Origin of the sequence: Thioalkalivibrio sp. ALE17 (genome assembly GCF_000425605.1) — a bacterium.
Classification (GTDB): Bacteria; Pseudomonadota; Gammaproteobacteria; order Ectothiorhodospirales; family Ectothiorhodospiraceae; genus Thioalkalivibrio.
Window position 1 is genome coordinate 1 of the sequence record NZ_AUDT01000003.1, and the last position, 23,961, is coordinate 23,961.

The following is a 23,961-nucleotide window of genomic DNA, read 5'->3' on the forward strand; positions in this document are numbered from 1 at the left end:
AACTGCGGCGCCATCAGCCGCACCTCGTGCCCCAGCGCCTGCAACTCACGCGCCCAGTAATGGGCACTCCCGCAGGCCTCCATGCCGATCCGGCAGGCCGGCAGCTGGGCGACGAAGTTGCGCAACTGGCTGCGCCGCAGCGCCTTCGAAAACACCTGCCGGCCCTGCGCATCCACACCGTGGACCTGGAACACGTTCTTCGCGAGATCAATACCGAGTGTTGTAACCTGCATGTGGACGCCTCCGTCTTCTTCGAGTGAGAGTGATCACCCCCACTCTGGCACATCGCGATGCCGTAATAGGGCGGGGGCGTCCATCCCATTGAGGCGTGCAGCGCCGTGACGATCTCCGTGGGTGGCCCCGGCGTTGGCCCGGGCGAGCGTCGGAGGTTTCGTTACGAGATGGCCACGGCCCCGGCGGGGCCTCACCATGACGGGAAAAGTACTGTCATGGTGAGGCGCACAGCGCCGTGGCGATCTCTGTGGGTGGCCCCGGCGCTGGCGCGCGATCAGGCGAACAGCTTGCGACGGAAGAACTCCGGGGTGGCACCAGCGGCGCGGTGGATCGCGGCGTTGTAGTAGTGCGTGATAAACGGCAGCTCTTCGGCGGCCTCTTCGCGCAGGAAGGACACCGGGCAGTCCTTCGCGGCGATGGTGCAGGTCCACCAGCCGGAGGGGTAGGTGGCCTGGGGGAAGTGCAGGGTCAGGGCGTCGATGAAGTTCGCCGCGCGCAGGCTGTCGTGCATCGGGCGGATGATGCTGTCGGTGTGCAGTAGCGGCGATTCGCTTTGCTGCACCAGCAGGCCGTCCGGGCCCAGGGCCTTCACGCAGTCCTTGTAGAACGCGGTGGAGAACAGGCCCTCGGCCGGGCCGACCGGATCGGTGGAGTCGACAATGATCACGTCGATGGAGCCGGGGGCGGCGTCCTTCAGGTACTGCACGCCGTCGTCGAACAGCAGTTCGGCGCGCGGGTCGTTGTTGGCGTCGCACAGCTCCGGGAAGTACTGCTCGGACAGGCGGGTGACGCGCTCGTCGATATCCACCTGTACGGCGTGCTCGACTTCGTCGTGCTTGAGCACCTCGCGCAGGGTGCCGCAGTCGCCGCCGCCGATGATGACCACGTTCTTCGGGGCGCTGTGCGAGTACAGCACCGGGTGCGACATCATCTCGTGGTAGATGAAGTTGTCGCGGCCGGTCAGCATCACGCAGTCGTCGATGACCATCAGGTTGCCGAAGGCCTTGGTCTCGTAGATCTCGATCTTCTGGTACGGGGTCTGTTCCTCGTGCAGCTTCTGCTTGATGCGCAGGGACAGCGCCATGTCTTCGTGCGGTTCGCTGAACCAGTTGTTGTCGAGTGCCATTGGACGGCTCCCCTTGCCGGTGCGGTGGACGGTATGATGCGCCGCTATGATAGTGCCCTGTATCCTGCGGGCAACTCTGTTCTTCTCGTCATTGCGAGGAGCCGTAGGCGACGAAGCAATCTCCTGAACGAGGGCAGTGCGCTTGGTTGCCCTGATCGCCCCTGGTGTTCGGGTGGAGATGAAGGCGATTGCCACGTCGCTTCGCTCCTCGCAATGACGGGACTTTCCTAGCTTTTGAAATCCGGGAACACCATGACCGTCACGCCCTGGAATCTGGACGAGGCCCGCGCCACCTACGGGATCGATCACTGGAACGGTGGCTTCTTCGAGGTGAACGCCGCGGGCAATGTGGCGATGCGCCGAGCGGACTGGCCGGATCACCCCGGCGTGGACCTGTACGAGCTGGCGGGCCGCCTGCGCGAGGAGCATGTGGGCCCGCCGGTGCTGGTGCGGTTCCAGGACGTGCTGGACGGCCGGGTGCGCCGCCTGGCGCGGGCCTTCGACACCGCCGCGCGCGAGCTGGAGTACGAAGGCGCGTTCACCGCCATCTACCCGATCAAGGTCAACCAGCAGCGCAGCGTGGTGGACCAGATCCTGGCGGCCGGCGATCAGCCGGATGCCGAGGGGCTGACCCCGCGTGTGGGGCTGGAGGCCGGCAGCAAGCCGGAGCTGATGGCCGTGCTGGCGCAGTCGCGCCCGGGTGCGGCGATCATCTGCAACGGTTACAAGGACCGCGAATACGTGCGCCTGGCCCTGATCGGGAGGCAACTCGGGCACCGCGTGTACATCGTGATCGAGAAGCCCTCCGAGCTGGAGGAGGTGATCCGCCAGGCCGAGGCCATGCAGGTCGAGCCGCTACTGGGCCTGCGCGTGCGCCTGGCCTCGATCGGCAAGGGCAAGTGGCAGAACACCGGCGGCGAGAAGGCCAAGTTCGGCCTGTCCGCGGCGGATGTGCTGGGCATCCTCGAGCGCCTGCGCGGCCTTGGCTGGCTGGACCGGCTGCAACTGCTGCACTTCCACATGGGCTCGCAGATCGCGAACATCCGCGACATTCAGAATGGCATGGGCGAGGCGGCCAGCTATTTCGCCGCGCTGACCGAGGCCGGTGCGGCCCTGCGGGTGGTGGATGTCGGCGGCGGGCTGGGCATCGACTACGAGGGCTCGCGCTCGCGCAACGAGTGCTCCATCAACTATTCGGTGGAGGAGTACGCCCTGAACATCCTGCGTCCGCTCCAGCGCATCTGCGAGGAGCGGGGGCTGGCCATGCCGGAGGTCTTCAGCGAGTCCGGCCGCGCCCTGACCGCGCACCACGCGGTGCTGATCACCAACGTGATCGACTGCGAGCCGGCCCCAGGGGATGGCGATGTCCCGCCCGCGGAGGATGGCGAGCTGCCCGAGATCGCCGCCATGCGCGCCTTGCTGGAGGACGGCGAGCGCCCGGCCTCCGAGATCTATCACGATGCCGCCTATGGTCTGGCCGAGGTGCAGACGCGCTTTGCCCGCGGGATGCTGTCGCTGGTGGACCGTGCCCGCGCCGAGGCGATCTACTTTGCCCTGTGCCAGCGCCTGCTGGCGCGGCCCGAGGCCCTGCCGGCGGAGGTGCACGCGGAGCTGATCGACAAGCTGGCGGACAAGGTGTTCTGCAACTTCTCGGTGTTCCAGTCGATCCCGGATACCTGGGCGATCAACCAGATCTTCCCGATCATGCCGCTGCATCGCCTGGACGAGCGGCCGACCCGGCGCGCGGTGCTGCAGGACCTGACCTGCGACTCCGATGGCCACATCGAGCACTACGTGGAGCGCGAGGGCACGCATACCACGCTCGCACTGCACCCGTGGAACGACCGCGAGCCGTACTACCTCGGCATCTTCCTGGTCGGCGCCTACCAGGAGATCCTGGGCGATCTGCACAACCTGTTCGGGGACACCGACACCGTGAACGTGGAACTGCTGCCCGAGGGTGGCTACCGTCTGGTGGACCCGGAGAGGGGCGACACCGTCGACGAACTGCTCTCCTATGTGCACTTTGCCCCGGATGACCTGCGCCGCACCTTTCGCGCCAAGATCGACGCCGCCGGCCTGCGTGGCGAGGCCGCGGGACGGCTGCTGGCCGAGCTGGAACAGGGCCTGACCGGCTACACCTATCTCGAGGACTGAACCCATGCAGTGCTACGTCTACCGCGCAACCCGTCGCGCCGATACCTATGTCTACTTCCCGGAGAAGGACGATTTCTCCGACCTGCCCGAAGGCGTGATGCGCGCCCTCGGCACCCTGGAGTTCGCACTGGAGTTCGATCTGACACCCGAGCGCACCCTGGCCCAGGAAGATCCACAAAAGGTCCTCGCTAACCTCAAGGAGCAGGGCTTCCACCTCCAGTTCCCGCCCCCGGAAGACGAACCCGAGTCCTGACTCTCCGCGCAGCCATGCGCCGCCGAGGTGCTTTGATTACCCCCTGACGGTCATCCCGGAAACCGCGAAGCGGTTATCCGGGATCTCATGCGGTGGGGGCTGCCCGGGCTTCGGGGGCTGTCCAGCCTCGGTCATCCCGGCTCTTCGCTGCGCTGCGGCCGGGATGACCGGGGCGGGGTGGCTGCAGGCGGGGTGCGTTGAGCCAGCAGCGGATGGTGGGCTTCAATCTGGCCTCCACGGCGCCCATGGTGATACATTGTTATAACTTCGGCCGGTTTGTGGGGAGGCCATGAAAACAACTTTGCGACAGATCGGAAACTCCCGCGGCGTTCTGTTACCTGCGACACTGTTGCGCCAATGCGGGATCCGCGACGAGATCGACCTGCGGCTCGAGGGTCACCGGATCGTGATCGAACCGATTACCGAGCCGCGCGCCGGCTGGTTCGACCACTACGACATCGATCAGGACGATGCACCCGAATGGTCCGACGCGCCCTGGGCCGAGGATGCCGAGGAGTGGGAATGGTAGGGCGTCGCGCACCGGTTCGCCGCGGCGACGTCTACTGGGTCAACCTGGACCCTACCGTTGGAACGGAGATCCGCAAGACCCGTCCTGCATTGATTGTCTCCCCCGACGACATGAACGCAGCCTTGCCACGGGTTCTGGTGGCCCCGATCACCAGCAAGGGGCAGCCCCTTGGATGCCGGCCGGAGGTCGAGCTCGCGGGCCGCCCGGCCCGTATTCTTCTGGACCAGATCCGCAGTGTGGACAAGCGGCGTCTGGGGTCCACGCTTGGCTCGATCGAACTCGCAAGCTGGCATCCGCAACTCCTGGAAATGTTCGTCTGACGTTTGTGAGCTGCCATCTGACCAGGCCCTGGGTCGTGCGCGTAGAACAGGACGTTGGTATAGACGAAGACCTTATCGCTCATGCAGCGCGTCCCGATCCGGGCGTTCGCCGCCGAAGTGGCAGCCCTTGTCCAGAGCGGCCAGCGCCGCGCGCTTGGAACGCTCATACCGTTCGGATCGTTCCACGATGTGCTCCAGTTCCTCCATCAGCAGCCGGCAGACCGAAGTCGAACGACGGGCTGCGATGACCTTCAGTTCGGTCAGTACCTGCTTGTCGAGGGACAGGGTAATGTTCTGTTTGATGTTGAATCCTCATGGCTCACGTAAAAATGCGTAGCACGAAAACTACGTGCATTCAACGGAGGCCAGTGTGCTGATCAGCGATCAGGTCGGGGGGTGCCGTACTGGCTTGGCCACAGGGCTCAGGTGGCCGGTAGTTCCGGGGCGGAATCGCTTTGGCTGGGGGCCGCGGGGAGGCGCGAGGGCGGAGCCTGCGCATAAAACGCGGGAGTCGCAGCGCGGTCACGCATAAGTCTGTATAGTGTCCGCCCTTTTGCCAGTATCCAGAGTTTGTATTCCATGACCGAGAAGCTTCGCAACATCGCCATCATCGCCCACGTTGATCATGGCAAGACCACGCTGGTCGACCAGCTCCTGCGCCAGTCCGGCACCCTCGACAAGCGTGGCGATCACGGCGAGCGGATCATGGACTCCAACGCCATCGAGAAGGAACGCGGGATCACCATCCTGGCCAAGAACACGGCCATCGAATGGCAGGACTACCGCATCAACATCGTGGACACCCCCGGACACGCCGACTTCGGTGGCGAGGTCGAGCGCGTGCTGTCGATGGTCGACTCGGTGCTGCTGCTGGTGGACGCGGTGGATGGCCCGATGCCGCAGACCCGCTTCGTGACGCAGAAGGCCTTCGCGATGGGCTTCAAGCCGATCGTCGTGGTCAACAAGGTCGACCGCCCCGGCGCGCGCCCCGACTGGGCCGTGGATCAGGTGTTCGATCTGTTCGACCGCCTTGGTGCCACCGACGAGCAGCTCGACTTCCCCATTGTGTTCGCCTCCGCGCTGAACGGCTTTGCCGGGCTGGACTCCAGTGTCACCGAGGGCGACATGACCTGCCTGCTGGAGACCATCGTCAAGCATGTCGCGCCGCCGAACGTGGACGCGGATGGCCCGTTCCAGATGCAGGTCTCCTCGCTGGACTACAACTCCTACCAGGGCCTGATCGGCATCGGCCGCGTGAAACGCGGGCGCATCAAGCCGAACACCCCGGTCAAGGTGGTGGACCGCGAAGGCGGCGTGCGCAACGGCCGCATGCTGCAGATCATGGGCTTCCACGGCCTGGAGCGGGTGGAGGTTCAGGAGGCCCGGGCGGGCGACATCATCACCTTCACCGGGATGGACAAGCTGTTTATCTCCGACACCCTGTGCGATCCGAACCACGTGGAGGCGATGGAGCCGCTGACCGTCGACGAGCCGACCGTCAGCATGACCTTCCAGGTGAATACCTCGCCGTTCGCCGGGCGCGAGGGCAAGTACGTCACCTCGCGCGTGCTGCGCGACCGCCTGCAGGAAGAACTCAAGCACAACGTCGCCCTGCGCGTGGAAGAGGGCGAGGACCCGGACAAGTTCAAGGTCTCCGGCCGTGGCGAACTGCACCTGGGCATCCTGATCGAGAACATGCGTCGCGAGGGCTACGAGCTGGCCGTCGCGCGCCCCGAGGTGGTCATCAAGGAAGTCGACGGCGTGAAGCAGGAGCCGTACGAGTCGGTCACCGTGGACGTCGAGGAGCAGCACCAGGGCACGGTCATGGAGAAGCTCGGCGAGCGCCGAGGCGAGATGACCAACATGGTTCCGGACGGCAAGGGCCGCGTGCGCCTGGACTTCATCGTCCCGTCGCGCGGCCTGATCGGCTTCCAGACCGAGTTCATGACCGCCACTTCCGGTACCGGCATCCTGCACCATATCTTCGACCACTACGGCCCGTATCAGTCCGGGGCGGTGGCCTCGCGCCAGAATGGCGTGCTGATCGCCAACGCCGCCGGCAAGGCCCTGGGCTTTGCCCTGTTCAACCTGCAGGACCGTGGCAAGCTGTTCATCGGCCCCGGTGAAGAAGTCTACGAAGGCATGGTGATCGGCCTGCACTCGCGCGAGAACGACCTGGTCGTCAACGCGCTCAAGGCCAAGCAGCTCACCAACATCCGTGCTGCCGGGACCGACGAGAACATCCAGCTGACCCCGCCGATCCGCATGACGCTGGAGCAGGCCATCGAGTTCATCGACGACGACGAACTGGTCGAGGTGACCCCGGAAAACCTGCGTATCCGCAAGAAGTTCCTGCTGGAGCACGAACGCAAGAAGGCCTCCCGCGCCGCCTCGGCGTAAGGCCGCCGCCAACGCCCCGCCAGTGGGCAAGGCAAAGAGAAGCGCCCGGTCGGATCATCCGCCGGGCGTTTTTTTGTGTCTTGTCCGCTGGAACCAGGTCCTTCTTCAACCAGGGAGTTGCAAAGCGTTTGGTCGGGATCGGTATGTGTACTTCGCCGAGGGGGTAAAACAGGCAAAGTTTGCGCCTGCAGCTCGCGCTTGAACCTGACAGCCGCCATTGCAGGCATCACCCATCCAGTTGCTGCAGTAAACCGTCCAGTTCCCGGACCATAACCGGGACGTCAGTCGTGGCAGTGTTCCAGACAATGCGGCTGTCGATCTTGGCATAACCATGGATCAGCAGGTTTCGCAGATCCACAGCCGCCCTCAATTGTGGAATCTGTCGGGCCATGTTGGGATCCGCCTTTTCGAGCTGGCCCAGAGCCTCGCCCAGAATCTCCAGCTGCCGCTCAACGGCGGAGCGCATCAGATCGCTGGCTATGTAGTCCTCTTCGTCTGTGTCCTTCACGAATTCCGCCACGCGTCGCGCGGCCTCACGTGCGTCCCAAAGGTACGCCCGCGGATCACGCCGCATGGACTGCTTCCCGGGTTCGCTCGATATCCGCGAGGACATACGGGTTGGTCACACTTTGCGGCGTCACCAAGTCCACGGGCCGTCCAAGAATGTCGCTCAACTCTCTGCGCAGACCGAGGAATTGCTCGAGGGACAATCCGGTCTGATCCGGCCCGAATTCCACGAGGAAATCCACGTCCGAACGTTCAGGGTCGAAATCTTCCCCGCGAGCCGCAGACCCGAAAACGTCCAGCCGTGACACACCGAAGTGACGGCATACCGATTCGAGCGCGTTGCGATGTTGTTGAATCAAAGGATGCATGCCTGGGCCTCCTGCCAACATACGATACGACAGTCACGCCGGGAGCGCAGCCAGAAGGCTATGCATCGATTGATGCTCCGGCTGGCCCGCTGAGAGGGGGTACACCCTCCGGAGCGGTACGGGCAGGGGTGCGCCGTTCGAGGGTCCAGAACACCAGCAGGAATGTAGACGGAAAACAAACCTTTCCCCGGTTCCTGTATTACCAGATGCAGCGTATCGGGAAGTCGCGCAAGGCCGGGTCGGTGGTCAGCAAAGGGATCTGCTCGAGTTCCGCCTGGGCAGCCAGGATGCGATCGAACGGGTCGCGATGGTCGACAGAATACGTCCCAGCGTGGATCGCTTGCGAGTAGTTCACGGCCAGATGCGTAAAGCCATCTGCGGTGACCAGTTCATCAAAGCGCTGGATGACCACACCGCCAATCTGCAGTTTGCCCAGGCGATGCTTGGTCGCGATCTCCCATGCGCTGGCAGCGCTTACCAGGGCGGTGCACTCCGGGTCTCCAATGACTTCTCGTGCGCGTGCTGAAAGCCGAACATCGTCAGTGAACCACCATAGCAGCGCATGAGTGTCGAGCAGGATTCGCACGCTATTGCTCCCAGCCGGCGAGTTCATCCTCCGGCAAGGGATCAAAGAATGCGTCTTCGACCTGGCCCTTTACACGCCCGGGTTGGCGCTGCACCGGAGGGGACTCCAGCGGCACCAGCCGCGCATACGGCCGCCCGGACTTCGCCAGGATGATCTCCTCGCCGTCATGCGCGCGCTTCAGCAGTCGCGACAGGTGCGTCTTTGCTTCGTGTACGTTGACTGTCGTGCTCATGAGTTCGCCTAATCTGACTAAGTCCTATGACTAAGCCTATATGCCGGCGTTGCATCAATCAATCGTTTCAGCGGGTCATTCCGTCGATTGGGTCTCCGCCAGGCCCGGCGCAAAAGGCAAGGTTTGACCCCGAAGGCTTTCCACGTATCCGCAAGAAGTTCCTGCTGGAGCACGAACGCAAAAAGGCCTCCCGCGCCGCCGCAACCGCCTGAAGCTAGACCCAAGGCGGAACCAAAAAGCGCCCGGCCGGATCGCATCCGCCGGGCGCTTTTTTTACGTCCTGCCCTCTGCCGCCATCCCCGAGCCCGCGCAACGGTTATCCGGGTTCCCCTGCGCCGGGGATTGCGCGGATCCCGGGGTATGTCCAGCGCCGGAGATCCCGGCTCATCGCTGCGCTGCAGCCGGGAGGACGGTGCGGCGTCTGGAAGCAGATGGGCGTCCCTTCCGTTCCCCGCCAGCTGTAGGAGGCGAGCCCTCTCGCCGATCAGGTGCGTCCAGCGCCCCATCGCCCAGAGGGCCGGGCTCCTGCGGGAGACGAGGGCTGCAGCGGCATGTGACCAGGAGGGCTGTTCGAGGAGACGGGTGTCCTCTTTCTTCCAGTTATCCGGGGTCTCCTTCGGCTGGATCGTGCTGCACGAGGTGATCTGGCCTCCGCTCTCATCCGGTGCTATGGTGTTTTGGTGTGCACGATTCAGCCCGTCTGGAGGGCTTCGATGAGCCGATTAACCATCACCCTGGACGACCAGCTGCATCAGGCCCTGAAAGAGGCGGCGGCGCGGCAGCACCGTTCCATCGCCTCGATTATCGAGGAGAGCCTGGTCTATCGCGGGATTCGTACCCGTAGCGAAGCGCGGAACTTAGTGGCCTCGGCTCGGAAGCGCGCAGCGCTAAGCGAAGAAGATGCCATGGCTCGAGCGTTGGAGGAGACCCGTTCCGAGCGCGGCCGATGAAGCCGTGGACGCTGGTGGTTGACACCAACGTTGTGGTGGCGGGGCTTCTGTCCAGTGTGCCACGCTCACCCGTGTGCCGTGTCTTGGACGGGATGCTGGCGGGACATTTTCCTTTCCTGACTTCGCCTGACCTGATATCCGAATATCGCAGGGTTCTCTTGCGGCCGTCGCTGGTTCGGCTGCATGGCCTTTCGGACTCGCATATCGATGATTTGGTGACCGAGCTGGTCGCCAATGCGATCTGGCGTGAGCCGAGCCCCACATCGATTTCGGCCCCGGATGCCGGAGATGCTCACCTGTGGGATCTGCTGGCTTGCCACCCGCGCAGCACCCTGGTGACGGGCGACAAGCTGCTGGTCCAACAGCCATTTGCGCTGGGGCGTGTCGTTACGCCCGAGGCGGGCCTTGAGCTGTTTGAAACGAGCTGATTAGGTGCGCGGGCGGAGTTTGTTATTTTGGGTTCGTGATCTCGGATCCCCGGGCCACGCGATTCTAAACGGCGTCATCCTGGAAACAGCGAAGCGATTATCCGGGGCCTCCATGGGTTATCGGCGCGTGCGCGGAAGGCGCGGCTGTAGAGAGGCTCCGAACAAGGCTTGAGCGCCAGCTACCAGACGCAACGTATCGGAAAGCCGCGCAAGGCCGAGGAAAACAGCAGGGATGGAGACGGAAAATAAATCTGTCCCCGTTTCCGGTCCCGAAAATAAATCTGTCCCCGTTTCCGGTCCCGAGACGGAAAGTTAATCTGTCCCCGTTTCCGCGGATGGGTAAGTGACGGCCTGCTACCAGCACCGATCCACGTCGCCGTCGGCATCCCGGACGCCACGATGATCTAACTCGAGGTCCCCGCAATTGTAGTTATCGCCGGTGTCCTGCACACCTTGTGGTTGGGCGATGAGTGTAAATTCGGTGGCGTTCGGTATAGGGTCCGGCCCAAAGGAATAGCGATTGGCCATATCGCCTTCGGTCATGCAGCCTCGGTTCGGTAAGGCGCCTGCGTAACTCATGGTGCTCGTGAACCGCCGCTCCAGAGTTTGCGCGATCTCCGTGAGACAGCCTCCTGCTGTTGCCCGGTACGAGTTAATGACATATTGCTGATATGCGGGATAGGCGATCGCCGCGAGTATGGCGATAACCGCCACGACGATCATCAATTCGATCAGGGTAAAGCCCTTTGGCTGGGTGATTCGCATCTCTTAGCTACTCCTGCGGGGAGGAAAACAGCGTGGGGTTCTCGATCCGGGGCAAACCCGATGCTGCCTCCACAGGTTGGAAGCGAATCCAGAGCCCCTCCTGGACATCCTGCAACCCGCTCCTCCCGTCATCTTTGTAGAAGGCTGTGGTGTGCGGTACACGGTACGTGGTTCTATCAATGGTGATGGTGTATGCGGTCGGGTTCACGGCCGTGACCTGGCCGACCAAGAAACCTTGGTAGTCATCCGCAGCATTGCTAGCTGAGAAGGCCAGGAAAAAAAGGGAGCCCAGCAGAAGCGGCTTTTTGCGAATACGGGTCATGTTCGGCATGGAGCTTGGTCCCTTCCGGTTAGCGCAACTGCAGCCAGCTGCGCGGTTGAAGCTGAACGGCCAGCGGGGCTTCTTCGATCCCCTCGCCCTCGGTCCCGCTAATGACGCGGTACAGGCGGCCATCGGCTGGGTTTCGAATCAGGGTTGGACGGCCGATGATGCCAAGCCCCGGATCAATCGAGCTGGGCGCGACTTCTTCGCCATTAATGGTGATCGTATCGCCCGAGTCGAAATCGCCGTCTCGATTGAGGTCAAATACCGGGTTGCTTGGTCGGCCTCCCGTCGCTGCGTTCAAGGAGAACAGGGCCGATGTGCCGCCGCCTGCGCAGGGATCGTCGAATGGGATGAGCGTGACGAACTCTACCCGCCCGTCAATCAGAACCGGTTGCGTCACGACGCGTTCACCGCGCGGCTCAGGGAAATCCAGGTCCAGCCGCCAGCCGTCGGCGTCTTCGTCCAGTTCTTCGTCGCTGGTAGCGCGGACGACGGTTCCCGCGATTACGCCCTGTCCGATGAAGCTCTGAGGTACGAGATCGTCTCGCCCCAAGGGGGCGTCCGTCTCGCTGTGATCGCGGACACCGTAGACGGTCTGGATTTGCGGGTCGCTCTCGATTTGGTTGTCCTGTGTCTCGAAGAACTTGCCAGTCCCAAACAGGACAATTGAGCCCCCATTGGGGTGGGATCCGATAGCGGGCTTCGCGGTGATCGGTTGAGCCGAGCCATTGGGGCTGGTTGCCTCGAAAAGAGGAAACTTGTTGTTGCCTTGTTTGAAGGCGACATCCCACTGGCCTGTGTTGTTCGTACTCGTTAGGTCAAATTTCCAGAGGTTGCCTTGAAGGTCACCGGCAAAGCCTTCCTGGATGATGCGATCGCCACTGGCGCGGAACACAGGGCTGGACAGACCGTTTCCGCCCGCCGTTTCGGTACTGATCTTTCGGGTTATGCTCCCATCCTCAAGGTCAACTACGAAGAGCACTGCGTCCTCGTTGTTGCTGCCGTACCCGTTCGCAAACAGCACGGCCCATTCGTCGTTAGCGGTGCGCCCAATGGTTGCGTCACCAAAGGTGAAGCCCAGGTCGGCATCGTCGTCGCCGCTGAGCTCCCAGAGCACATTGTCTGGACCGAAGTTCTCTGGGTCGGTCACATCCAGGGCATATACCCCACGGCCGCCTGCGCCCAGAGTCCCAATGAGTACGGTCCTCCAGGATCCGTCGATTTGGGCATGCGCGATTCGTTGCTGACCATCCACGAAGAACTTATGGGTGTAGTTCGGGTCGGCTAGTTGCGGAAGCTTGTCGAACAGCATGCTCGGCACATAGGCAAACAGCTCTTCCCCGGTTTCGGCATCGAACGCGTGCAACATTCCCCCGTTGCTGCCCACATACACGACCTCCGAACGGTTCTGATTCGCTTGGCGGAACGCCATGTAGTCGTCCTCGAAGCCGTACCCAAAGTTGAGGCTGGCCCCCTGATACACGGGATTCGAGTTGACGATGTCACCAAGCGGTGTGGACCGATTCCGGAAGGATCCACCATTTTGTAATTCATTACTGGGATCACCACGGAGATAGGCGACCAATTCCTCCGTCAACGGAGATCCGAGCGTGCTGATCGCGTTCCAGTCGAATTCGATGCCATCACTGCCATCATAGGTCACAATATTGCGGGATGCGTGGCCGGGAAGCTGACTTGCGGCGGACCAGGACTCCACGAGATCAAGGCTTACGACATCGATCTCCAGTGCCTGGATGTCGCCCGACCAGTCGGCGGAGTTGAACCGAGCCTGGTACACGACGTTGGTGCCATCGGGCTGAAGTTCTGTCGAGTTGGTCGCCACTGATGTTACGGATGCACCGCTGCGTGAAGTGATAGCGCCCAGCACTCCGGACAGTTCCTCGGCAAAGATGTCGGGATTGTTCGTGGAGAAGAACCCCCCTCGGCTGTTGACTGCGGCATGCAGCATGTCGTCAATCTTGGCAGCATCACTGCTGGTGGGATTGGGCCAGTCAATTTCATCTTCGGTCGCGATCGCTGCGAAGGCCCCGTCCGGGTCGATGTCTCCCGAGACACCTAGCCCCACAGTAAATGTGACCATGTGCTGCCAGAAGGCTGGGTTTGTGGACGTGGTTGGCACACGGTTTTCGAGGTCGGTGCGCAGATCCCTTTTCCAATAATGCATGGCCACATCGGCCAAGGTGTTGGAATAAGAATCTTCGAATGGCGGCTCGGGCTGATACTGGAAGGTCTCGCCGCTTGGTGACTCGATCGTTGGTCCGGGTGATCCATCGACGTTGCCGACACCCGGCGATGCTCCATTCCAGTATCCATCCGACATCAGAATGGTATAGCTCTGGCGGCACTCGAGATCCTCGCCCCCTGAATCGCCCGGCGTGGTACTCCAGGGGCCTTGGCTATCATTGCGACTGAAGTATTCCCCGGCGCTTTGCAGCGCAGTCCGAAGGGGGGTTCCAGCAGCCGGGATTGGGCGTTCGTACAGGAGGTCGAACCACGCTGCGCGGTCATCGCCGGTGAATGCCCGGACACCCCGTATAATGCGGTTGGTGTTTACCCCGTCGACCTCGCTGGTACCGGCATTGATCGTGCCGTAGCCGACACGGAACGTTTCCCCTTGATCCGCGAAGGCCCGGCCAATAGCTCCCCGGGAAGTTAGAACGCGGGACCGATGGTAGGTGTACCAGTTCGCAAAGTTCTGAATCTCCTCGGCATAGCTACATGAGCCCGCAGTGGCGTTGGCGCAGTCAGTTCGATCTTCTCGTCCCTCCCCTGAGTAGACCCCGGTAGAAGAACGGATTTCGACACGTTCGTAGTTGCTTAGGTCGCCGACGCTGCCGCCCAAGTGGCGGTAATACACTGCGGGAAAGAAAGTCCTGGATTCGCTGTCAAATGAACACCCTGAAAATTCTCCGGCGTCGGAGACGGAACAATCGTCCCACCCAGCACTCTCGGTATTGTCGCTGGTCAGATCCCGGCTTCCCAGTCCCGGCAACATGGGGTTGTGGGGCGCGGCATCAATTGGCGAGGGGTCCATGATGGAGCCATCCGAGTTGGACCATGGCCGATATGTGACAGAGGGGTCGTAGTATTGAGGGTTGGTAGATGGGCTCCGCAAGAAAGCAGCGTAAATCGTATCTTCGAACGTTACGACGTAATTCGGGTAGTCCGAGCTTCCGTAGACTCCGGACGGGCGTGGGAATGTGAAGTACGAATAAATACTTTCGTCCGGCAAAATGTCCCAGTGCATTGACCCAGAGTCGTCCAAGATGAACATTAAGTTAGGGTCGACCGGGCTGGAAAGAAACAGCGGCGCGTCCGCGATGTTGAGACCATGCGCCGTCCCGGAGAATGCCAGGGCCGCGCAGCCGAACATGGTCGCCAGGGGGGCTACTCGGCGAGTCCCCGTGACGGTCACTCGCGACTGATTTGAGGTCACATTGTTCATGGCGCTTCTCGCGGTTTCTTGAATAGGTTCGAGTGGTTCTACTGTGCGGATCGGACGGTCGCCTGAAGGATGACGACAGCGTCTGGCGAGCCGCCCACACCCAGGGACGTGATTCGGAATACGTTGATATTGGTCATCGCTCCGAATTCGTCGTCACAAACTTCGCCCTCCGGGCAGTCGCTCTCGGCGGGAACCGCAAGCTGCTCGACGTAGGTCTGATAGGACTGAGGGGTCCGGTCGGTGAGCTGCTGATCCGCCCAATACGTGGGGTCGCGTGGCGAGACATCACTGGGAAGCGCCTGACCGACGTTGCCAGGAATTTGCGCCTGAGCATTTCGGAGGCCCGCTTCCGCTTGCTGAAAGGCAATGTTGCGATCATGCACGTTGCCCGCCATGCGCTCCTGCAGAACGGTGTTCTGCATGCCGGCTACTGCCAATAAGGTAATCACGAGCAGCAGGACCAGCGCGACAATGAGTGCTGAGCCCTGCTGGTGCGATGGTGGCTGGCTGGGGAAGCGGTTCGAATAGGCCATGTGCAGGTCCCCTTCGGGTTATTCCAGTCGGTTGCGCGCCGCGATGGTGGTTGTGAACGTCTGGTAGAGGCGACGATCGGGCGCGTCGAAGAGTCCCCCTGCGAAGTAGAGGTTCTGGCGCGCTTGGTCGACAACGTTCTGCTCGGTGCCGTTATGTACCAGCAGGTGAATGCGGACGGCGACGAACTCGGACCAGTCGTCTGCAGCCGAAGTGTCTTGGTGTCGTACGTAGTCGTCGACCTGGCCGTCGTTGTTGGTGTCGCGGCCGTACTCGATGCGCATATCGTAGACGCCCTCGACAATTTCCACGGGAACGTTGTTATTTGATTCCCTCATCTGGTAGAGGCTGGGTGTTCCCGGGCTGAAGGTGGACTCGCCGATGTAGAAAATGGAACGGTCCGCTTGGGAGACTTCGATGGGACCGGTGAACACGGAATACCTAACCTGACTCGACGACAGGTTGCCGGGGCTTTGGCCGCCTGCGGCCCGTTGAAGATTGGAGGCACTGGCGGTGGTGGTTTGCTGGAAGAGGTCGCAAGCCGATCCGTCGGGCGCCGACACCATTAGAATGGTGCCCTGTTCGATGCCAGATGCGTTTTGAACCAGGCCAATCGGCGGGACGTTTCCGCCGCCACCACCAGCGGAGCCAGAGGCTTCAAGCTCTGTTGTGAGCAGTCGCATCTGATTCACTACAAGGACATCGCCTCGAATGTGCCCGTTGGGCGGATCGAGATACGAAAATGCATCCTCTGAGGCGTGAAGGGCCGGGTCGTATGCCGGATCTGACTGGTTCAGTATGTTGTGGACTCGTATGCCCGCACATGCGCCATACCCGGCCATCCGCGCCTCACGAGCGATCATTTCGATCGCATATCGGCCACTTTCCTGGACCCGGGACATCGCTTCCTGGGTCCGATTTGTTTGTTGGGTGCTGATAAATACGCTGATGGTCGCGCCGATCAGTAAAAGTCCGATGATCATGGCCACCATGAGTTCGACCAGGGTGAAGCCATGGCCGCGAATATTACGAACTGGGGCGGCTACAAGAGTGTTAGGGTGCTTCATATCTCGGTCCTGGTGACAAACACTTCCGTTTGCTCGGAGGCATCTTCGGCAAGCCGTTCATTGTTCCAGCGGATGGTGATCACGAATTCGTCGCCGCTGCGGCTGATCTCGCCGCGACCCGCCGGAAGGCCGCAGGCCAGAGCTACTTGCCACTCCGTCAAGTCGCGGTTGGCCAGCGAGCCAGTCGGGTTGGGGATCTCGGCGGAAGAGCTTGGGCAGGTGGCAGCATTGAACTGGCCCACGTAATCGCCATTAAGCGCGGCTTGCCGGTTGGTGCGCATGCGGTCGCTGATGTCGTACGCGAGGTTGGTTGCCTGTGAGCGCAGTTGCGACCCATGGTTGGCCTGCAGCGCGTTAGCCTGCAACGCAGCTACGCCAATCAACCCGATGGACAACACAAGAAGGGCGACCAACACCTCAATCAGCGTGACGCCGCTTTGGTGGCGTCCTGACGATCCCTCCTTGTCCGCTGGGGCATTCATGCGTTCAATCTCCGAGATAGGTATTGCTGAGCGGATCATGGGCAGGCCGCGCGCGTAACGCTGATTCGACCGCCGGGACTGATATTCAGTGCGCGTGCGCGGTCGCCCTGGCAGCCTTCCGCCGCGACGACGAACATCGGGTCGTCGGCGGTGCCTGGGCCTGCACTCGTGCGTTCCCCGAGAGGGCCGAAGGTGATGCGGTTGTCGCCGTCGATATCCTCGTCAATGCCAGTGCGGGGCGGAAGATTCGACCAAATTCTTAGAAGATCATTTTGGGCGCTACTGCAGTCACCGGACACATCGACACTCCAGCCGCCATTCGTTCCATCCCACCACGTTCCGCCTGTGGGACAGACCGACACTTCTACGCCCCGCTTGACGGCCTCGCTGCGGGCCAGGTTGATGGCAGTAGTGAGTTCGTTGGCCATAGTCGTGGCCCGATTGTTCTGGATAATGCTTTGGAAACCGGGCACCGCGATGCTCGCGAGAATCGCGAGAACCGCGATGGTGACCATCAGTTCGACGAGCGTGAATCCGTGGGGTCGGGTCATTGGGCGTCAGCCGTTCGGGGTTTCCGAGACTTTAGTGATAAGCACGCGGCGGTGGTACTGCAAGCCCCGACCGGTTCAGTGGTCGAATCGCGGCCACGAGCGGTGTTCGCGGCCCTGGCGGCGCCGCGATGCTCAACCGGAAGTCCGCCGGGTGGAGCCCGGGCTCAGGTGCAGTCGGCGGTTGCGACGCGGGGGCGGCCGGCACTGCTGATGACGATGGCTCGGCCTTCGTCTCCGGTGGAGCAGATCGAGACAGTGCCCATCAGGAGCGCACCCGACAGGCGTTCGGACTGGCCGAGGGCGTTGTAGGAGATGTGCTGGCTGACGGGCTGATTGCCGGACACGGTGACATCCGCTCCGGTCCAGGCATTGCCCACGCGCAGGATATGGTCCGGCGCGGTTGGCTGGTCGGTTCGTCCTGGATTGGCGAAGAGGATCCAGCCGGCGTCCCAGGGGGTGCCTGTGCAGGTGGCGCCATCCGTGGAGGTGCACAGCGTGACCAGGCTGCCGCGGCGGATGGCCTCGCTGCGGGTCATGTGCAGGGTGGTCAGGAACTGGTTGGTTGTGGTGGTGAGCCGGGTCTGTTCGACGAGGTTGCCGAAGGCGGGTGCCCCGATACCGAGCAGGATCGAAGCCACCAGCAGGGTGACCATCAGCTCCGCCAGCGTGAAGCCACGCGAGCAGGACATGTTCGACTCCTCCCTGAGTCCAAACAAGGGGTGGAGCGTAAAATGCCTGTTTAACCGGTGCAAGCGGCACTGCGCGAGGGCGAACCTCGGGCGTTGGCGCTTGCCTACAGGATGACGGCAGCGGTGGCGAGTGATTCAGGCTGCCGGCTGATGAGGGGGGGGCGTAGTGCCCGGGTACGGGTGGGAGATTACTTCGCTTCGCTTGCAATGACGGGTTTTGTTGGTGTGAGCGGGGCGCAGAAAGATCAGGAGGTCAGCAGGCTCATGGTGAAGGACGTGCAGCGGATGGATCAGGCGGATCTGCTGGATCTGCAGCAGCAGGCGGCGCGTGCGGCAAGGCTGGACGTCACGTTTCGCGACGAGGCCCGTTCCGGGGCGCCGACGCCGGAGCTGCAGGTGATCCCGCCCGGCGAGTTCGAGATGGGTTCGGATGTCTCGGAGTACGGCCATCAGCCGCACGAGGGGCCGCGCCGCTACGTGGCGCTGGAGCGGCCCTTCGCTCTGGGGCGCTACGCGATTACGCGCGAGGAGTGGGAGGCGTTCCAGGCGGCGACGGGCTGGGAGCCCTGGGAGTGGCTGGTGTGGCCGAGTACGCCGCGCATGCCGATCTTCAATATCAAGCCGGATAGCATCCAGCAGTATCTGGACTGGCTGAGCGAGGAGACGGGCAAGCGTTATCGCCTGCCGACCGAGGCGGAGTGGGAATACGCCTGCCGGGCCGGTACTCGCACGCCGTTTGCCTTTGGCGAAGTGGTGGGGTGTCGCGACGTGCACTTCAATTCGCTGTTCCCATACGAGGAGCGACGCCAGCGGCGCAAGTGGTACATCCCGGCGTGTTTCCCGCTGTCGCGGCCGCTGGATGTGGGCAGTTTCCAGCCCAACCTCTGGGGGCTGTACGACATGCACGGCAATGTGCAGGAGTTTACCTCCACGCCTTGGCACGACAGCCACGCGAACTGCCCCCGCGACGGTGTCTATCGCGCCGACCCGGACAACGAGTGGGTGGTCACCAAGGGCGGTTCCTGGTTCGATGCCGCCGTGAATACCCGCAGCGCCGCCCGGCGCCGCCGCAACATCGACGAGATGGATACCAACCTGGGCTTCCGCGTCTTGCGCGAGCTGGAGGCGTAGGCCCCGGGCTGGCGGTGGCAGGGGCTTCGCGCGTAAGGCGCGCCCCCTGCGGGGAACGGTTCGGCGCTGCGGCGAGGCTTGGGTCTTGTGTAGGAGCCCAGCCCTCTGGGCGATGGGGCGTAGGCCGGGCCCGATCGGCCAGAGGGCTGGCCTCCTACAGTGGGGCGCTGCCCTGTTCCGGTCGGAACAGGTGGATCTCCAGGCCCTCGATGTGCCGATAGTGCCGATCGTTGGCCGTGACGAGTGGCAGGCCCAGCTGTGTGGCGGTCGCCGCAATCAGCGCATCGGCCATCTGCATGTTGTGGCTGAGGGCGTAGGTCTCGACAAGGAAGGTTGCGCGGTTCGAGATGGCTTCGCTTACCGGTTGGATGCGGGCATCCCAGTACTGGACGGCTTGGCGCAGCGCGCGGAATTCGGACTGGTCGCGCAGCCCCTGGACGAGTTCCATGTAGGTTACTGCGGACACTGTGAATCCCGGAGAGCTGTCGAGCCATTCGCTGGCTCGCTGATTCCCGCGCAGATTCCAGATCAGGACATCCGTGTCCACTAGCATTACTTGAAGTTCCTGGGTTGCCGGATCCGGCGGATGTGTTCGTCGACCGGGTCGGTTTGGTCGCGCCAGAGCCCGAACAGCGGGTTATGTGCGGAGCGCGCCTGGGTCGCTTCACTGCGAGCCCGGTAGGGGACAAGTCGGGCGCGCAACTGGCCCCGGTAGGTGATCTCGATCTCCTCCCCTCGGTCCACGGCGGCAAGCAACTCGCGGCTGTGCAGGCGCATGTCCTTGGTGGTAGCTTCCATGACGGCCTCCGTTGGTTACACTTTGAAGTGTAACGAAAGTGCGTTGGTGGTCAAGAAGCTGGGTTGCCGGCCACGATCATTTTGATGCGTTTCGCTGCGCTCAGCCGCATCCTACGAGGGGCTTCCTGGGTGTAGGGTGCACTGAGCGAAGCGAGCTGCGCCATTGGTTTGCTGGTTACCGTTAAGCGTTATATTCTGTATCACATGATCAGGAGCTTTCGGTGTAGGGAAACCCGGGCGCTGTTCGAAACCGGAAGGAGTCGGCGTTGGTCCGGTATCAGAGCGATTGCGGAGCGCAAGTTGGTCCAGCTTCAAGCGGCGGAGACGCTGCAGGATTTGCGTTCGCCGCCGGGTAATCGGCTGGAGGTCCTGTCTGGAGATCGCGAGGGACAGCACAGCATTCGCATCAACGCCCAATGGCGTGTCTGTTTCCGGTGGACTGACGAAGGGGTCGAGGATGTGGAGATCGTCGATTACCACTGAGCACGAGTCTTCGGGAGGATTACTAGCATGAGCACAAACGGAATGCGGCCCGTCCATCCGGGCGAGATCCTGCGCGAAGAATATCTGGTACCGCTCGGGATGAGCGTGAACGCTCTCGCCGGTGCCCTGCATGTGCCGACGACACGCATGAATGACATCGTGCGCGAGCGGCGGGGAGTCTCTGCCGACACGGCCATGAGGCTGGCACGCTACTTCGGCACATCCGAGCGTTTCTGGCTGAACCTGCAGGTTGAATACGAATTGCGGCGCGCCCAGATCGAACTCTCGGACCGTGTGCGTGGCGAGATCGACCCCCGCGCTGCGTGACCGCGATTGAATGTAGGGAGTGCTGAGCGCGGCGAGACGCGCCGTTGGGCGATGGGGTGGCTTACAGCCAGCGGGCGAGCCAGAGGCGCAGGCGCAGCTCCAGAGGCGGGGCGTAGCCCTGCTTGCGGAAGACGATCTCGCCGTCGGGGTTGATGATGAAGGTGGCCGGGACGCCGCGAACGTTGTAGCGCGCGGCCAGGGCGCCGTCCGGATCGTTGATCACGGCTAGTTCCCGCTCGCGTTCGTTCAGGTGGTCCAGCACCTCTTCTTCCACGCCCGATTGCATAGCGACCGTCAGCACCGGGTGGCTTTGGGACAGGCGCACGATCTCGCCTTCTTCCAGGCGGCAGATCGGGCACCAGGTGGCCCAGAAGTGGAGCAGCATGGGCTCGTCCGCGTAATCCGCGAGCGTTACCGGCGTGCCATCCAGTAGCTGGGCCTCGAACTCGGGTGCCGGGCCCTCGACCATGTCGCGCGCCATCCAGGCGCGTACGGCCAGGAAGATCACCAGCGCCAGGCCGATCTGAATACCCCAGGACAGCGCGCGTCGGCGTCCGGAGGGCTTCCGGCGTTTCGGCTTCTCGGGCTTGGTCTCGGTCAACGGATCATCTCGGCTTGTCCGGGGCGGGCGCGGGTGCCACGTTTTTTCGGGCCCTTGCGCACCGCGATGCGTACCAGTTCGTCCTCGTCGTCCATCAGGCGTTCCCGCTGGGCCTCGGTCAGCAGAGGGTTACGCGCGACGAAGTAGCGCAGGTTGGGGTCGCGATCGTTCACGCAGGCCTCGACCTGGTCCGGGGTCAGGTCCGGACGCTTGGCGCAGTTCAGGCGTACGGTCTGGTTGGGGTCGGCCAGGAGCAGCGCGACTTCCTCCGGCGTCAGGTCCATACGCCGGGAGAAGTACGCCTTCACCTGGGCGTGCTGGTCGCGGACCAGCAACGGTCGCCAGCGCTCGTCAAGCGCTCCGGAGAGGGCCAGGTCCATGCGCTCTTCGAATGACAGCGCCTTGTATTGGCGGGTGAGCTCGTCCATCGGGAGGGCATTATAGGCGCGCTGCTTGGGTTACGCGGGCACGCCCCCACAATTTGCAGGAACGACAGCACGCCGGGGCCTGTCGTACCATAAGCAGACGATAATCTTCTCCGACTGCTTCGGAGAGCGAGGGATCATGAACGCACCCGTAGCCGACAAGCCGCTTTACCACGTGCCGAGCACGGCCCACGTGACGGCTTCGCTGCACGCGTTGACCGATGCCCAGCGCGACGAGCTGGTGCGCCGCATCAAGCGCCTGCTGATCGAACGCAACGCGGTGCTGGTGGCCCATTACTACGTGGACGAGTCGCTGCAGCGCCTGGCGGACGAGACCGGCGGCTGCGTGGCCGACTCCCTGGAGATGGCACGCTTCGGCAAGGAGCACCCGGCCGAGACGCTGGTGGTGGCCGGGGTGCGCTTCATGGGCGAGACGGCCAAGATCCTGAGCCCGGAGAAGCGCGTGCTGATGCCGACACTGGAGGCCGAGTGCTCGCTGGATCTCGGCTGTCCGGCGGACGAGTTCGCGAAGTTCCGCGCCCAGTATCCGGACCACACGGTGGTGGTGTACTCCAACACCTCGGTGGACGTGAAGGCGCAGGCCGACTACGTCGTCACCTCCAGCATTGCCGTGCCGCTTGTCGAGCACCTGCGCGACCAGGGCAAGAAGGTCCTGTGGGCCCCGGACAAGCACCTGGGCGACTACATCCGCCGCACCACCGGTGCCGACATGGTGCTGTGGGACGGCTCCTGCGTGGTGCACGACGAGTTCCGCTCCTGGGCACTGGAAGACCTGCGCGGCCGTCATCCCGGCGCTGCGGTGCTGGTGCATCCGGAATCCCCGCGCGAGGTGATCCATCAGGCCGATGTGGTCGGCTCCACCAGCCAGCTGATCGCGGCGGTGAAGGAGCGCCCGGAACAGGAATTCATCGTGGCGACCGACAAGGGCATCTTCTACAAGATGCAGCAGGCGGCGCCGGGCAAGACCCTGATCGAGGCCCCCACCGGCGGCCACAGCGCCACCTGCACCAGTTGCGCCCATTGCCCGTGGATGGCCATGAACGACCTGGTCTCGCTGGCCGAGACGCTGGAAGACACCGGGGAGCCGGCGAAGAACGAGATCTTCGTCGACGAGGCCGCGCGCCAGAAGGCCCTGGTGGCCACGCAGCGCATGCTCGATTTCGCCGCCGAACACCGCAAGGCCACCGAAGGCGACGCCTGACGAGGTGTCTTGTAGGAGCCTGCTTGCAGGCGAAGCCCCTGCCCGCGCCCGACTCTGGCGAACATGACATTCGCGGACCCGTTTGCTCCAGCATTGGTCCGATAACGATACACTTCGTCGATACATTCTCTGGTCGTCTGCGCAGGAGGCCATCATGAGCGAGTTGCAACGCATCACCTTTGATCCGGAAATCTGCGGTGGACGCCCTTGCATCCGCGGCACCCGGATGCGGGTGCGGGATGTCCTTGACCTTCTGGCGGCAGGGGCCTCGCGGGAGGAAATTCTGGAGGACTACCCCTACCTGACGGGCGAAGACATTACCGAGGCGTTGCGGTTTGCCGCGCGTCAAACGGATCACCCTGTTCTTCACGTCGCCTGAATGCGCTTCCTGGTCGACGCTCAGCTGCCGCCGGCCCTTGCGCGTTGGCTCGTTGACCAGGGTGTTGCGGCCGAGCATGTTGCGGATGTCGGACTTCTTGAGGCTTCCGATAAAGAAATCTGGACGGAAGCTCTCCGAACGGGGGCCGTCATCGTGACCAAGGATGAGGATTTCGCCGTGTGGCGCTCCGCGGACTCGGGGGCCTATCCAGCCGTCGTCTGGCTTCGAATCGGAAATACCCGGAAAGCGGCCTTGCTCGAATGGTTCAAGCCGCTTCTACCTCGCGTGCTCCGGGCGCTGGAGAACGGCGAATCGCTGATTGAAGTCGACTGAGCGAGCGGCCCCTCGCTGAGCGAGTCCTGACACCACGTCTACTCAGGTGGAGTTGAAGTTAGCGGTCGTTCAGCCAGGCGGCCCACTGGGAGTGGGTGGAGACGTCCACGCCGTCGGCCTTCGCGGCCTGTTGCAGGTGGGTCTGCAGGTCGGCCATCAGTTCGGAATCCATCAGATCGGGCTCCAGGGTGAGCTGCGCATGCAGCGTGCTGTAGACGAGCTTGAGTTCAATTATCGGGTACTGCGACCAGTCGAGGTGGGCCATGGCGTCCGTTCTCCGTTTCCATCAGTTGAGT

At 62.9% G+C, this 23,961-nt stretch carries 32 protein-coding genes and 1 pseudogene; 13 read left to right on the forward strand and 20 right to left on the reverse strand.

Annotated features, from left to right (window positions below; all coding sequences use genetic code 11):
• Both H609_RS0103170 and speE read right to left on the reverse strand, forming a co-directional pair.
• Positions 1-233, reverse strand: a pseudogene (locus H609_RS0103170) (IS110 family transposase); the annotation flags it as partial.
• A 275-nt stretch (positions 234-508) separates the two neighbouring features.
• Positions 509-1,360, reverse strand: coding sequence for a polyamine aminopropyltransferase (speE, locus tag H609_RS0103175; RefSeq protein WP_028484305.1), 852 nt, complete (start codon positions 1,358-1,360; stop codon positions 509-511).
• 252 nt (positions 1,361-1,612) lie between these two features.
• On the opposite strand from speE, the gene speA reads away from it, so the two are divergent.
• The 4 genes from speA (at position 1,613) to H609_RS0103195 (ending at position 4,619) form a co-directional block, all read left to right on the forward strand.
• Complete coding sequence (speA, locus tag H609_RS0103180) at positions 1,613-3,517, forward strand: biosynthetic arginine decarboxylase (protein ID WP_028484306.1); 1,905 nt, start codon at positions 1,613-1,615, stop codon at positions 3,515-3,517.
• Positions 3,518-3,521: 4 nt separating this feature from the next.
• Entirely contained in the window at positions 3,522-3,770 is a 249-nt protein-coding gene (locus H609_RS0103185) for a YcgL domain-containing protein (RefSeq protein WP_018878593.1), read from the forward strand.
• Between the two features lie 301 nt (positions 3,771-4,071).
• Positions 4,072-4,299, forward strand: coding sequence for an AbrB/MazE/SpoVT family DNA-binding domain-containing protein (locus H609_RS13300; protein WP_231366537.1), 228 nt, complete (start codon positions 4,072-4,074; stop codon positions 4,297-4,299).
• Positions 4,293-4,619 (forward strand): type II toxin-antitoxin system PemK/MazF family toxin, encoded by a 327-nt coding sequence (locus tag H609_RS0103195; protein ID WP_018865501.1) that lies wholly within the window; start codon positions 4,293-4,295, stop codon positions 4,617-4,619. The genes H609_RS13300 and H609_RS0103195 overlap by 7 nt, the downstream gene beginning before the upstream one ends.
• Positions 4,620-4,691: 72 nt before the next feature.
• Here the strand turns inward: H609_RS0103195 and H609_RS0103200 are convergent, their stop codons facing one another.
• Positions 4,692-4,922 (reverse strand): hypothetical protein, encoded by a 231-nt coding sequence (locus tag H609_RS0103200; RefSeq protein WP_028484307.1) that lies wholly within the window; start codon positions 4,920-4,922, stop codon positions 4,692-4,694.
• A gap of 276 nt (positions 4,923-5,198) precedes the next feature.
• On the opposite strand from H609_RS0103200, the gene typA reads away from it, so the two are divergent.
• Entirely contained in the window at positions 5,199-7,019 is a 1,821-nt protein-coding gene (typA, locus tag H609_RS0103205) for a translational GTPase TypA (protein ID WP_028484308.1), read from the forward strand.
• A 226-nt stretch (positions 7,020-7,245) separates the two neighbouring features.
• Here typA and H609_RS0103210 read toward each other — a convergent pair whose 3' ends face one another.
• The 4 genes from H609_RS0103210 to H609_RS0103225 all read right to left on the reverse strand — a co-directional run bounded on the left by H609_RS0103210 (position 7,246) and on the right by H609_RS0103225 (position 8,712).
• Positions 7,246-7,593, reverse strand: a complete 348-nt coding sequence (locus tag H609_RS0103210) for a DUF86 domain-containing protein (RefSeq protein WP_019584586.1) — start codon at positions 7,591-7,593, stop codon at positions 7,246-7,248.
• A complete protein-coding gene (locus H609_RS0103215; RefSeq protein WP_019584585.1) occupies positions 7,583-7,894 on the reverse strand; it encodes a nucleotidyltransferase family protein in 312 nt (103 codons plus the stop codon). The genes H609_RS0103210 and H609_RS0103215 overlap by 11 nt, the downstream gene beginning before the upstream one ends.
• 199 nt (positions 7,895-8,093) lie before the next feature.
• Positions 8,094-8,480 (reverse strand): type II toxin-antitoxin system VapC family toxin, encoded by a 387-nt coding sequence (locus H609_RS0103220; RefSeq protein ID WP_019584584.1) that lies wholly within the window; start codon positions 8,478-8,480, stop codon positions 8,094-8,096.
• Between the two features lies 1 nt (position 8,481).
• Positions 8,482-8,712 carry a type II toxin-antitoxin system Phd/YefM family antitoxin gene (locus tag H609_RS0103225; protein WP_019584583.1) on the reverse strand — a complete coding sequence of 77 codons (231 nt, stop codon included), beginning with the start codon at positions 8,710-8,712 and terminating at the stop codon, positions 8,482-8,484.
• 713 nt (positions 8,713-9,425) lie between these two features.
• Here H609_RS0103225 and H609_RS0103230 point away from each other — a divergent pair.
• Both H609_RS0103230 and H609_RS0103235 read left to right on the forward strand, forming a co-directional pair.
• Positions 9,426-9,662, forward strand: coding sequence for a ribbon-helix-helix protein, CopG family (locus H609_RS0103230; protein ID WP_028484309.1), 237 nt, complete (start codon positions 9,426-9,428; stop codon positions 9,660-9,662).
• The gene (locus H609_RS0103235; protein WP_028484310.1) at positions 9,659-10,090 is read left to right on the forward strand and encodes a putative toxin-antitoxin system toxin component, PIN family; all 432 of its coding nucleotides are present in this window, start codon (positions 9,659-9,661) and stop codon (positions 10,088-10,090) included. The genes H609_RS0103230 and H609_RS0103235 overlap by 4 nt, the downstream gene beginning before the upstream one ends.
• Positions 10,091-10,444: 354 nt before the next feature.
• On the opposite strand, the gene H609_RS0103240 is transcribed toward H609_RS0103235, so the two are convergent.
• The 8 genes from H609_RS0103240 to H609_RS0103275 all read right to left on the reverse strand — a co-directional run bounded on the left by H609_RS0103240 (position 10,445) and on the right by H609_RS0103275 (position 17,966).
• Positions 10,445-10,855: a type IV pilin protein gene (locus H609_RS0103240; protein WP_019584563.1), complete on the reverse strand. Its 411-nt coding sequence runs from the start codon at positions 10,853-10,855 to the stop codon at positions 10,445-10,447.
• A 7-nt stretch (positions 10,856-10,862) separates the two neighbouring features.
• Positions 10,863-11,186: a hypothetical protein gene (locus H609_RS0103245; RefSeq protein WP_028484311.1), complete on the reverse strand. Its 324-nt coding sequence runs from the start codon at positions 11,184-11,186 to the stop codon at positions 10,863-10,865.
• A gap of 19 nt (positions 11,187-11,205) precedes the next feature.
• Positions 11,206-14,646 (reverse strand): pilus assembly protein, encoded by a 3,441-nt coding sequence (locus tag H609_RS13305; protein WP_231369956.1) that lies wholly within the window; start codon positions 14,644-14,646, stop codon positions 11,206-11,208.
• A gap of 38 nt (positions 14,647-14,684) precedes the next feature.
• Complete coding sequence (locus H609_RS0103255) at positions 14,685-15,179, reverse strand: PilX N-terminal domain-containing pilus assembly protein (RefSeq protein WP_038036059.1); 495 nt, start codon at positions 15,177-15,179, stop codon at positions 14,685-14,687.
• A gap of 18 nt (positions 15,180-15,197) precedes the next feature.
• A complete protein-coding gene (locus H609_RS0103260; protein ID WP_028484314.1) occupies positions 15,198-16,244 on the reverse strand; it encodes a PilW family protein in 1,047 nt (348 codons plus the stop codon).
• Positions 16,241-16,726 (reverse strand): type IV pilus modification protein PilV, encoded by a 486-nt coding sequence (gene pilV, locus H609_RS0103265; RefSeq protein ID WP_038036060.1) that lies wholly within the window; start codon positions 16,724-16,726, stop codon positions 16,241-16,243. Before pilV ends, H609_RS0103260 begins: the two co-directional genes overlap by 4 nt.
• Before the next feature lie 35 nt (positions 16,727-16,761).
• Positions 16,762-17,277 (reverse strand): GspH/FimT family pseudopilin, encoded by a 516-nt coding sequence (locus H609_RS0103270; RefSeq protein ID WP_028484316.1) that lies wholly within the window; start codon positions 17,275-17,277, stop codon positions 16,762-16,764.
• 164 nt (positions 17,278-17,441) lie between these two features.
• Entirely contained in the window at positions 17,442-17,966 is a 525-nt protein-coding gene (locus H609_RS0103275) for a GspH/FimT family pseudopilin (protein ID WP_028484317.1), read from the reverse strand.
• 264 nt (positions 17,967-18,230) lie between these two features.
• On the opposite strand from H609_RS0103275, the gene H609_RS0103280 reads away from it, so the two are divergent.
• Positions 18,231-19,097 (forward strand): SUMF1/EgtB/PvdO family nonheme iron enzyme, encoded by an 867-nt coding sequence (locus tag H609_RS0103280; RefSeq protein WP_028484318.1) that lies wholly within the window; start codon positions 18,231-18,233, stop codon positions 19,095-19,097.
• A gap of 154 nt (positions 19,098-19,251) precedes the next feature.
• On the opposite strand, the gene H609_RS0103285 is transcribed toward H609_RS0103280, so the two are convergent.
• Together H609_RS0103285 and H609_RS0103290 are read right to left on the reverse strand one after the other, a co-directional pair.
• Entirely contained in the window at positions 19,252-19,650 is a 399-nt protein-coding gene (locus tag H609_RS0103285) for a type II toxin-antitoxin system VapC family toxin (RefSeq protein ID WP_018876561.1), read from the reverse strand.
• A complete protein-coding gene (locus tag H609_RS0103290; RefSeq protein WP_018878759.1) occupies positions 19,650-19,895 on the reverse strand; it encodes a type II toxin-antitoxin system Phd/YefM family antitoxin in 246 nt (81 codons plus the stop codon). Before H609_RS0103290 ends, H609_RS0103285 begins: the two co-directional genes overlap by 1 nt.
• A 204-nt stretch (positions 19,896-20,099) precedes the next feature.
• On the opposite strand from H609_RS0103290, the gene H609_RS0103295 reads away from it, so the two are divergent.
• Entirely contained in the window at positions 20,100-20,378 is a 279-nt protein-coding gene (locus H609_RS0103295; RefSeq protein ID WP_026143108.1) for a type II toxin-antitoxin system RelE/ParE family toxin, read from the forward strand.
• A 27-nt stretch (positions 20,379-20,405) separates the two neighbouring features.
• Positions 20,406-20,705: a HigA family addiction module antitoxin gene (locus H609_RS0103300; RefSeq protein ID WP_026143109.1), complete on the forward strand. Its 300-nt coding sequence runs from the start codon at positions 20,406-20,408 to the stop codon at positions 20,703-20,705.
• A 61-nt stretch (positions 20,706-20,766) separates the two neighbouring features.
• Here the strand turns inward: H609_RS0103300 and H609_RS0103305 are convergent, their stop codons facing one another.
• Entirely contained in the window at positions 20,767-21,306 is a 540-nt protein-coding gene (locus H609_RS0103305; protein ID WP_028484319.1) for a protein disulfide oxidoreductase, read from the reverse strand.
• On the reverse strand, positions 21,303-21,734 hold the full coding sequence (locus H609_RS0103310; protein ID WP_018876557.1) for a hypothetical protein: 432 nt from the start codon (positions 21,732-21,734) through the stop codon (positions 21,303-21,305). The genes H609_RS0103305 and H609_RS0103310 overlap by 4 nt, the downstream gene beginning before the upstream one ends.
• Before the next feature lie 136 nt (positions 21,735-21,870).
• Here H609_RS0103310 and nadA point away from each other — a divergent pair, with 136 nt between their 5' ends.
• From nadA to H609_RS0103325, 3 genes are all read left to right on the forward strand, one after another.
• Positions 21,871-22,953 (forward strand): quinolinate synthase NadA, encoded by a 1,083-nt coding sequence (nadA, locus tag H609_RS0103315; RefSeq protein WP_028484320.1) that lies wholly within the window; start codon positions 21,871-21,873, stop codon positions 22,951-22,953.
• Between the two features lie 154 nt (positions 22,954-23,107).
• Positions 23,108-23,332: a DUF433 domain-containing protein gene (locus H609_RS0103320; protein WP_018865525.1), complete on the forward strand. Its 225-nt coding sequence runs from the start codon at positions 23,108-23,110 to the stop codon at positions 23,330-23,332.
• On the forward strand, positions 23,333-23,665 hold the full coding sequence (locus H609_RS0103325) for a DUF5615 family PIN-like protein (RefSeq protein WP_028484321.1): 333 nt from the start codon (positions 23,333-23,335) through the stop codon (positions 23,663-23,665).
• A 58-nt stretch (positions 23,666-23,723) separates the two neighbouring features.
• Here H609_RS0103325 and H609_RS0103330 read toward each other — a convergent pair whose 3' ends face one another.
• The gene (locus tag H609_RS0103330; RefSeq protein ID WP_018878098.1) at positions 23,724-23,930 is read right to left on the reverse strand and encodes a hypothetical protein; all 207 of its coding nucleotides are present in this window, start codon (positions 23,928-23,930) and stop codon (positions 23,724-23,726) included.
• Positions 23,931-23,961 lie beyond the last annotated feature (31 nt).

Bases quoted from the DNA above. Each gene is read 5' to 3' on its own strand.
- speE (WP_028484305.1), bottom strand. From the start codon at position 1,360: ATGGCACTCGACAACAACTGGTTCAGCGAACCGCACGAAGACATGGCG.
- speA (WP_028484306.1), top strand. From the start codon at position 1,613: ATGACCGTCACGCCCTGGAATCTGGACGAGGCCCGCGCCACCTACGGG.
- H609_RS0103185 (WP_018878593.1), top strand. From the start codon at position 3,522: ATGCAGTGCTACGTCTACCGCGCAACCCGTCGCGCCGATACCTATGTC.
- H609_RS0103195 (WP_018865501.1), top strand. From the start codon at position 4,293: ATGGTAGGGCGTCGCGCACCGGTTCGCCGCGGCGACGTCTACTGGGTC.
- typA (WP_028484308.1), top strand. From the start codon at position 5,199: ATGACCGAGAAGCTTCGCAACATCGCCATCATCGCCCACGTTGATCAT.
- H609_RS0103210 (WP_019584586.1), bottom strand. From the start codon at position 7,593: ATGCGGCGTGATCCGCGGGCGTACCTTTGGGACGCACGTGAGGCCGCG.
- H609_RS0103215 (WP_019584585.1), bottom strand. From the start codon at position 7,894: ATGCATCCTTTGATTCAACAACATCGCAACGCGCTCGAATCGGTATGC.
- H609_RS0103225 (WP_019584583.1), bottom strand. From the start codon at position 8,712: ATGAGCACGACAGTCAACGTACACGAAGCAAAGACGCACCTGTCGCGA.
- H609_RS0103230 (WP_028484309.1), top strand. From the start codon at position 9,426: ATGAGCCGATTAACCATCACCCTGGACGACCAGCTGCATCAGGCCCTG.
- H609_RS0103235 (WP_028484310.1), top strand. From the start codon at position 9,659: ATGAAGCCGTGGACGCTGGTGGTTGACACCAACGTTGTGGTGGCGGGG.
- H609_RS0103240 (WP_019584563.1), bottom strand. From the start codon at position 10,855: ATGCGAATCACCCAGCCAAAGGGCTTTACCCTGATCGAATTGATGATC.
- H609_RS0103245 (WP_028484311.1), bottom strand. From the start codon at position 11,186: ATGCCGAACATGACCCGTATTCGCAAAAAGCCGCTTCTGCTGGGCTCC.
- H609_RS13305 (WP_231369956.1), bottom strand. From the start codon at position 14,646: ATGAACAATGTGACCTCAAATCAGTCGCGAGTGACCGTCACGGGGACT.
- H609_RS0103255 (WP_038036059.1), bottom strand. From the start codon at position 15,179: ATGGCCTATTCGAACCGCTTCCCCAGCCAGCCACCATCGCACCAGCAG.
- H609_RS0103260 (WP_028484314.1), bottom strand. From the start codon at position 16,244: ATGAAGCACCCTAACACTCTTGTAGCCGCCCCAGTTCGTAATATTCGC.
- pilV (WP_038036060.1), bottom strand. From the start codon at position 16,726: ATGAATGCCCCAGCGGACAAGGAGGGATCGTCAGGACGCCACCAAAGC.
- H609_RS0103270 (WP_028484316.1), bottom strand. From the start codon at position 17,277: ATGACCCGACCCCACGGATTCACGCTCGTCGAACTGATGGTCACCATC.
- H609_RS0103275 (WP_028484317.1), bottom strand. From the start codon at position 17,966: ATGTCCTGCTCGCGTGGCTTCACGCTGGCGGAGCTGATGGTCACCCTG.
- H609_RS0103280 (WP_028484318.1), top strand. From the start codon at position 18,231: ATGGTGAAGGACGTGCAGCGGATGGATCAGGCGGATCTGCTGGATCTG.
- H609_RS0103285 (WP_018876561.1), bottom strand. From the start codon at position 19,650: ATGCTAGTGGACACGGATGTCCTGATCTGGAATCTGCGCGGGAATCAG.
- H609_RS0103290 (WP_018878759.1), bottom strand. From the start codon at position 19,895: ATGGAAGCTACCACCAAGGACATGCGCCTGCACAGCCGCGAGTTGCTT.
- H609_RS0103295 (WP_026143108.1), top strand. From the start codon at position 20,100: ATGATCAGGAGCTTTCGGTGTAGGGAAACCCGGGCGCTGTTCGAAACC.
- H609_RS0103300 (WP_026143109.1), top strand. From the start codon at position 20,406: ATGAGCACAAACGGAATGCGGCCCGTCCATCCGGGCGAGATCCTGCGC.
- H609_RS0103310 (WP_018876557.1), bottom strand. From the start codon at position 21,734: ATGGACGAGCTCACCCGCCAATACAAGGCGCTGTCATTCGAAGAGCGC.
- nadA (WP_028484320.1), top strand. From the start codon at position 21,871: ATGAACGCACCCGTAGCCGACAAGCCGCTTTACCACGTGCCGAGCACG.
- H609_RS0103320 (WP_018865525.1), top strand. From the start codon at position 23,108: ATGAGCGAGTTGCAACGCATCACCTTTGATCCGGAAATCTGCGGTGGA.
- H609_RS0103325 (WP_028484321.1), top strand. From the start codon at position 23,333: ATGCGCTTCCTGGTCGACGCTCAGCTGCCGCCGGCCCTTGCGCGTTGG.
- H609_RS0103330 (WP_018878098.1), bottom strand. From the start codon at position 23,930: ATGGCCCACCTCGACTGGTCGCAGTACCCGATAATTGAACTCAAGCTC.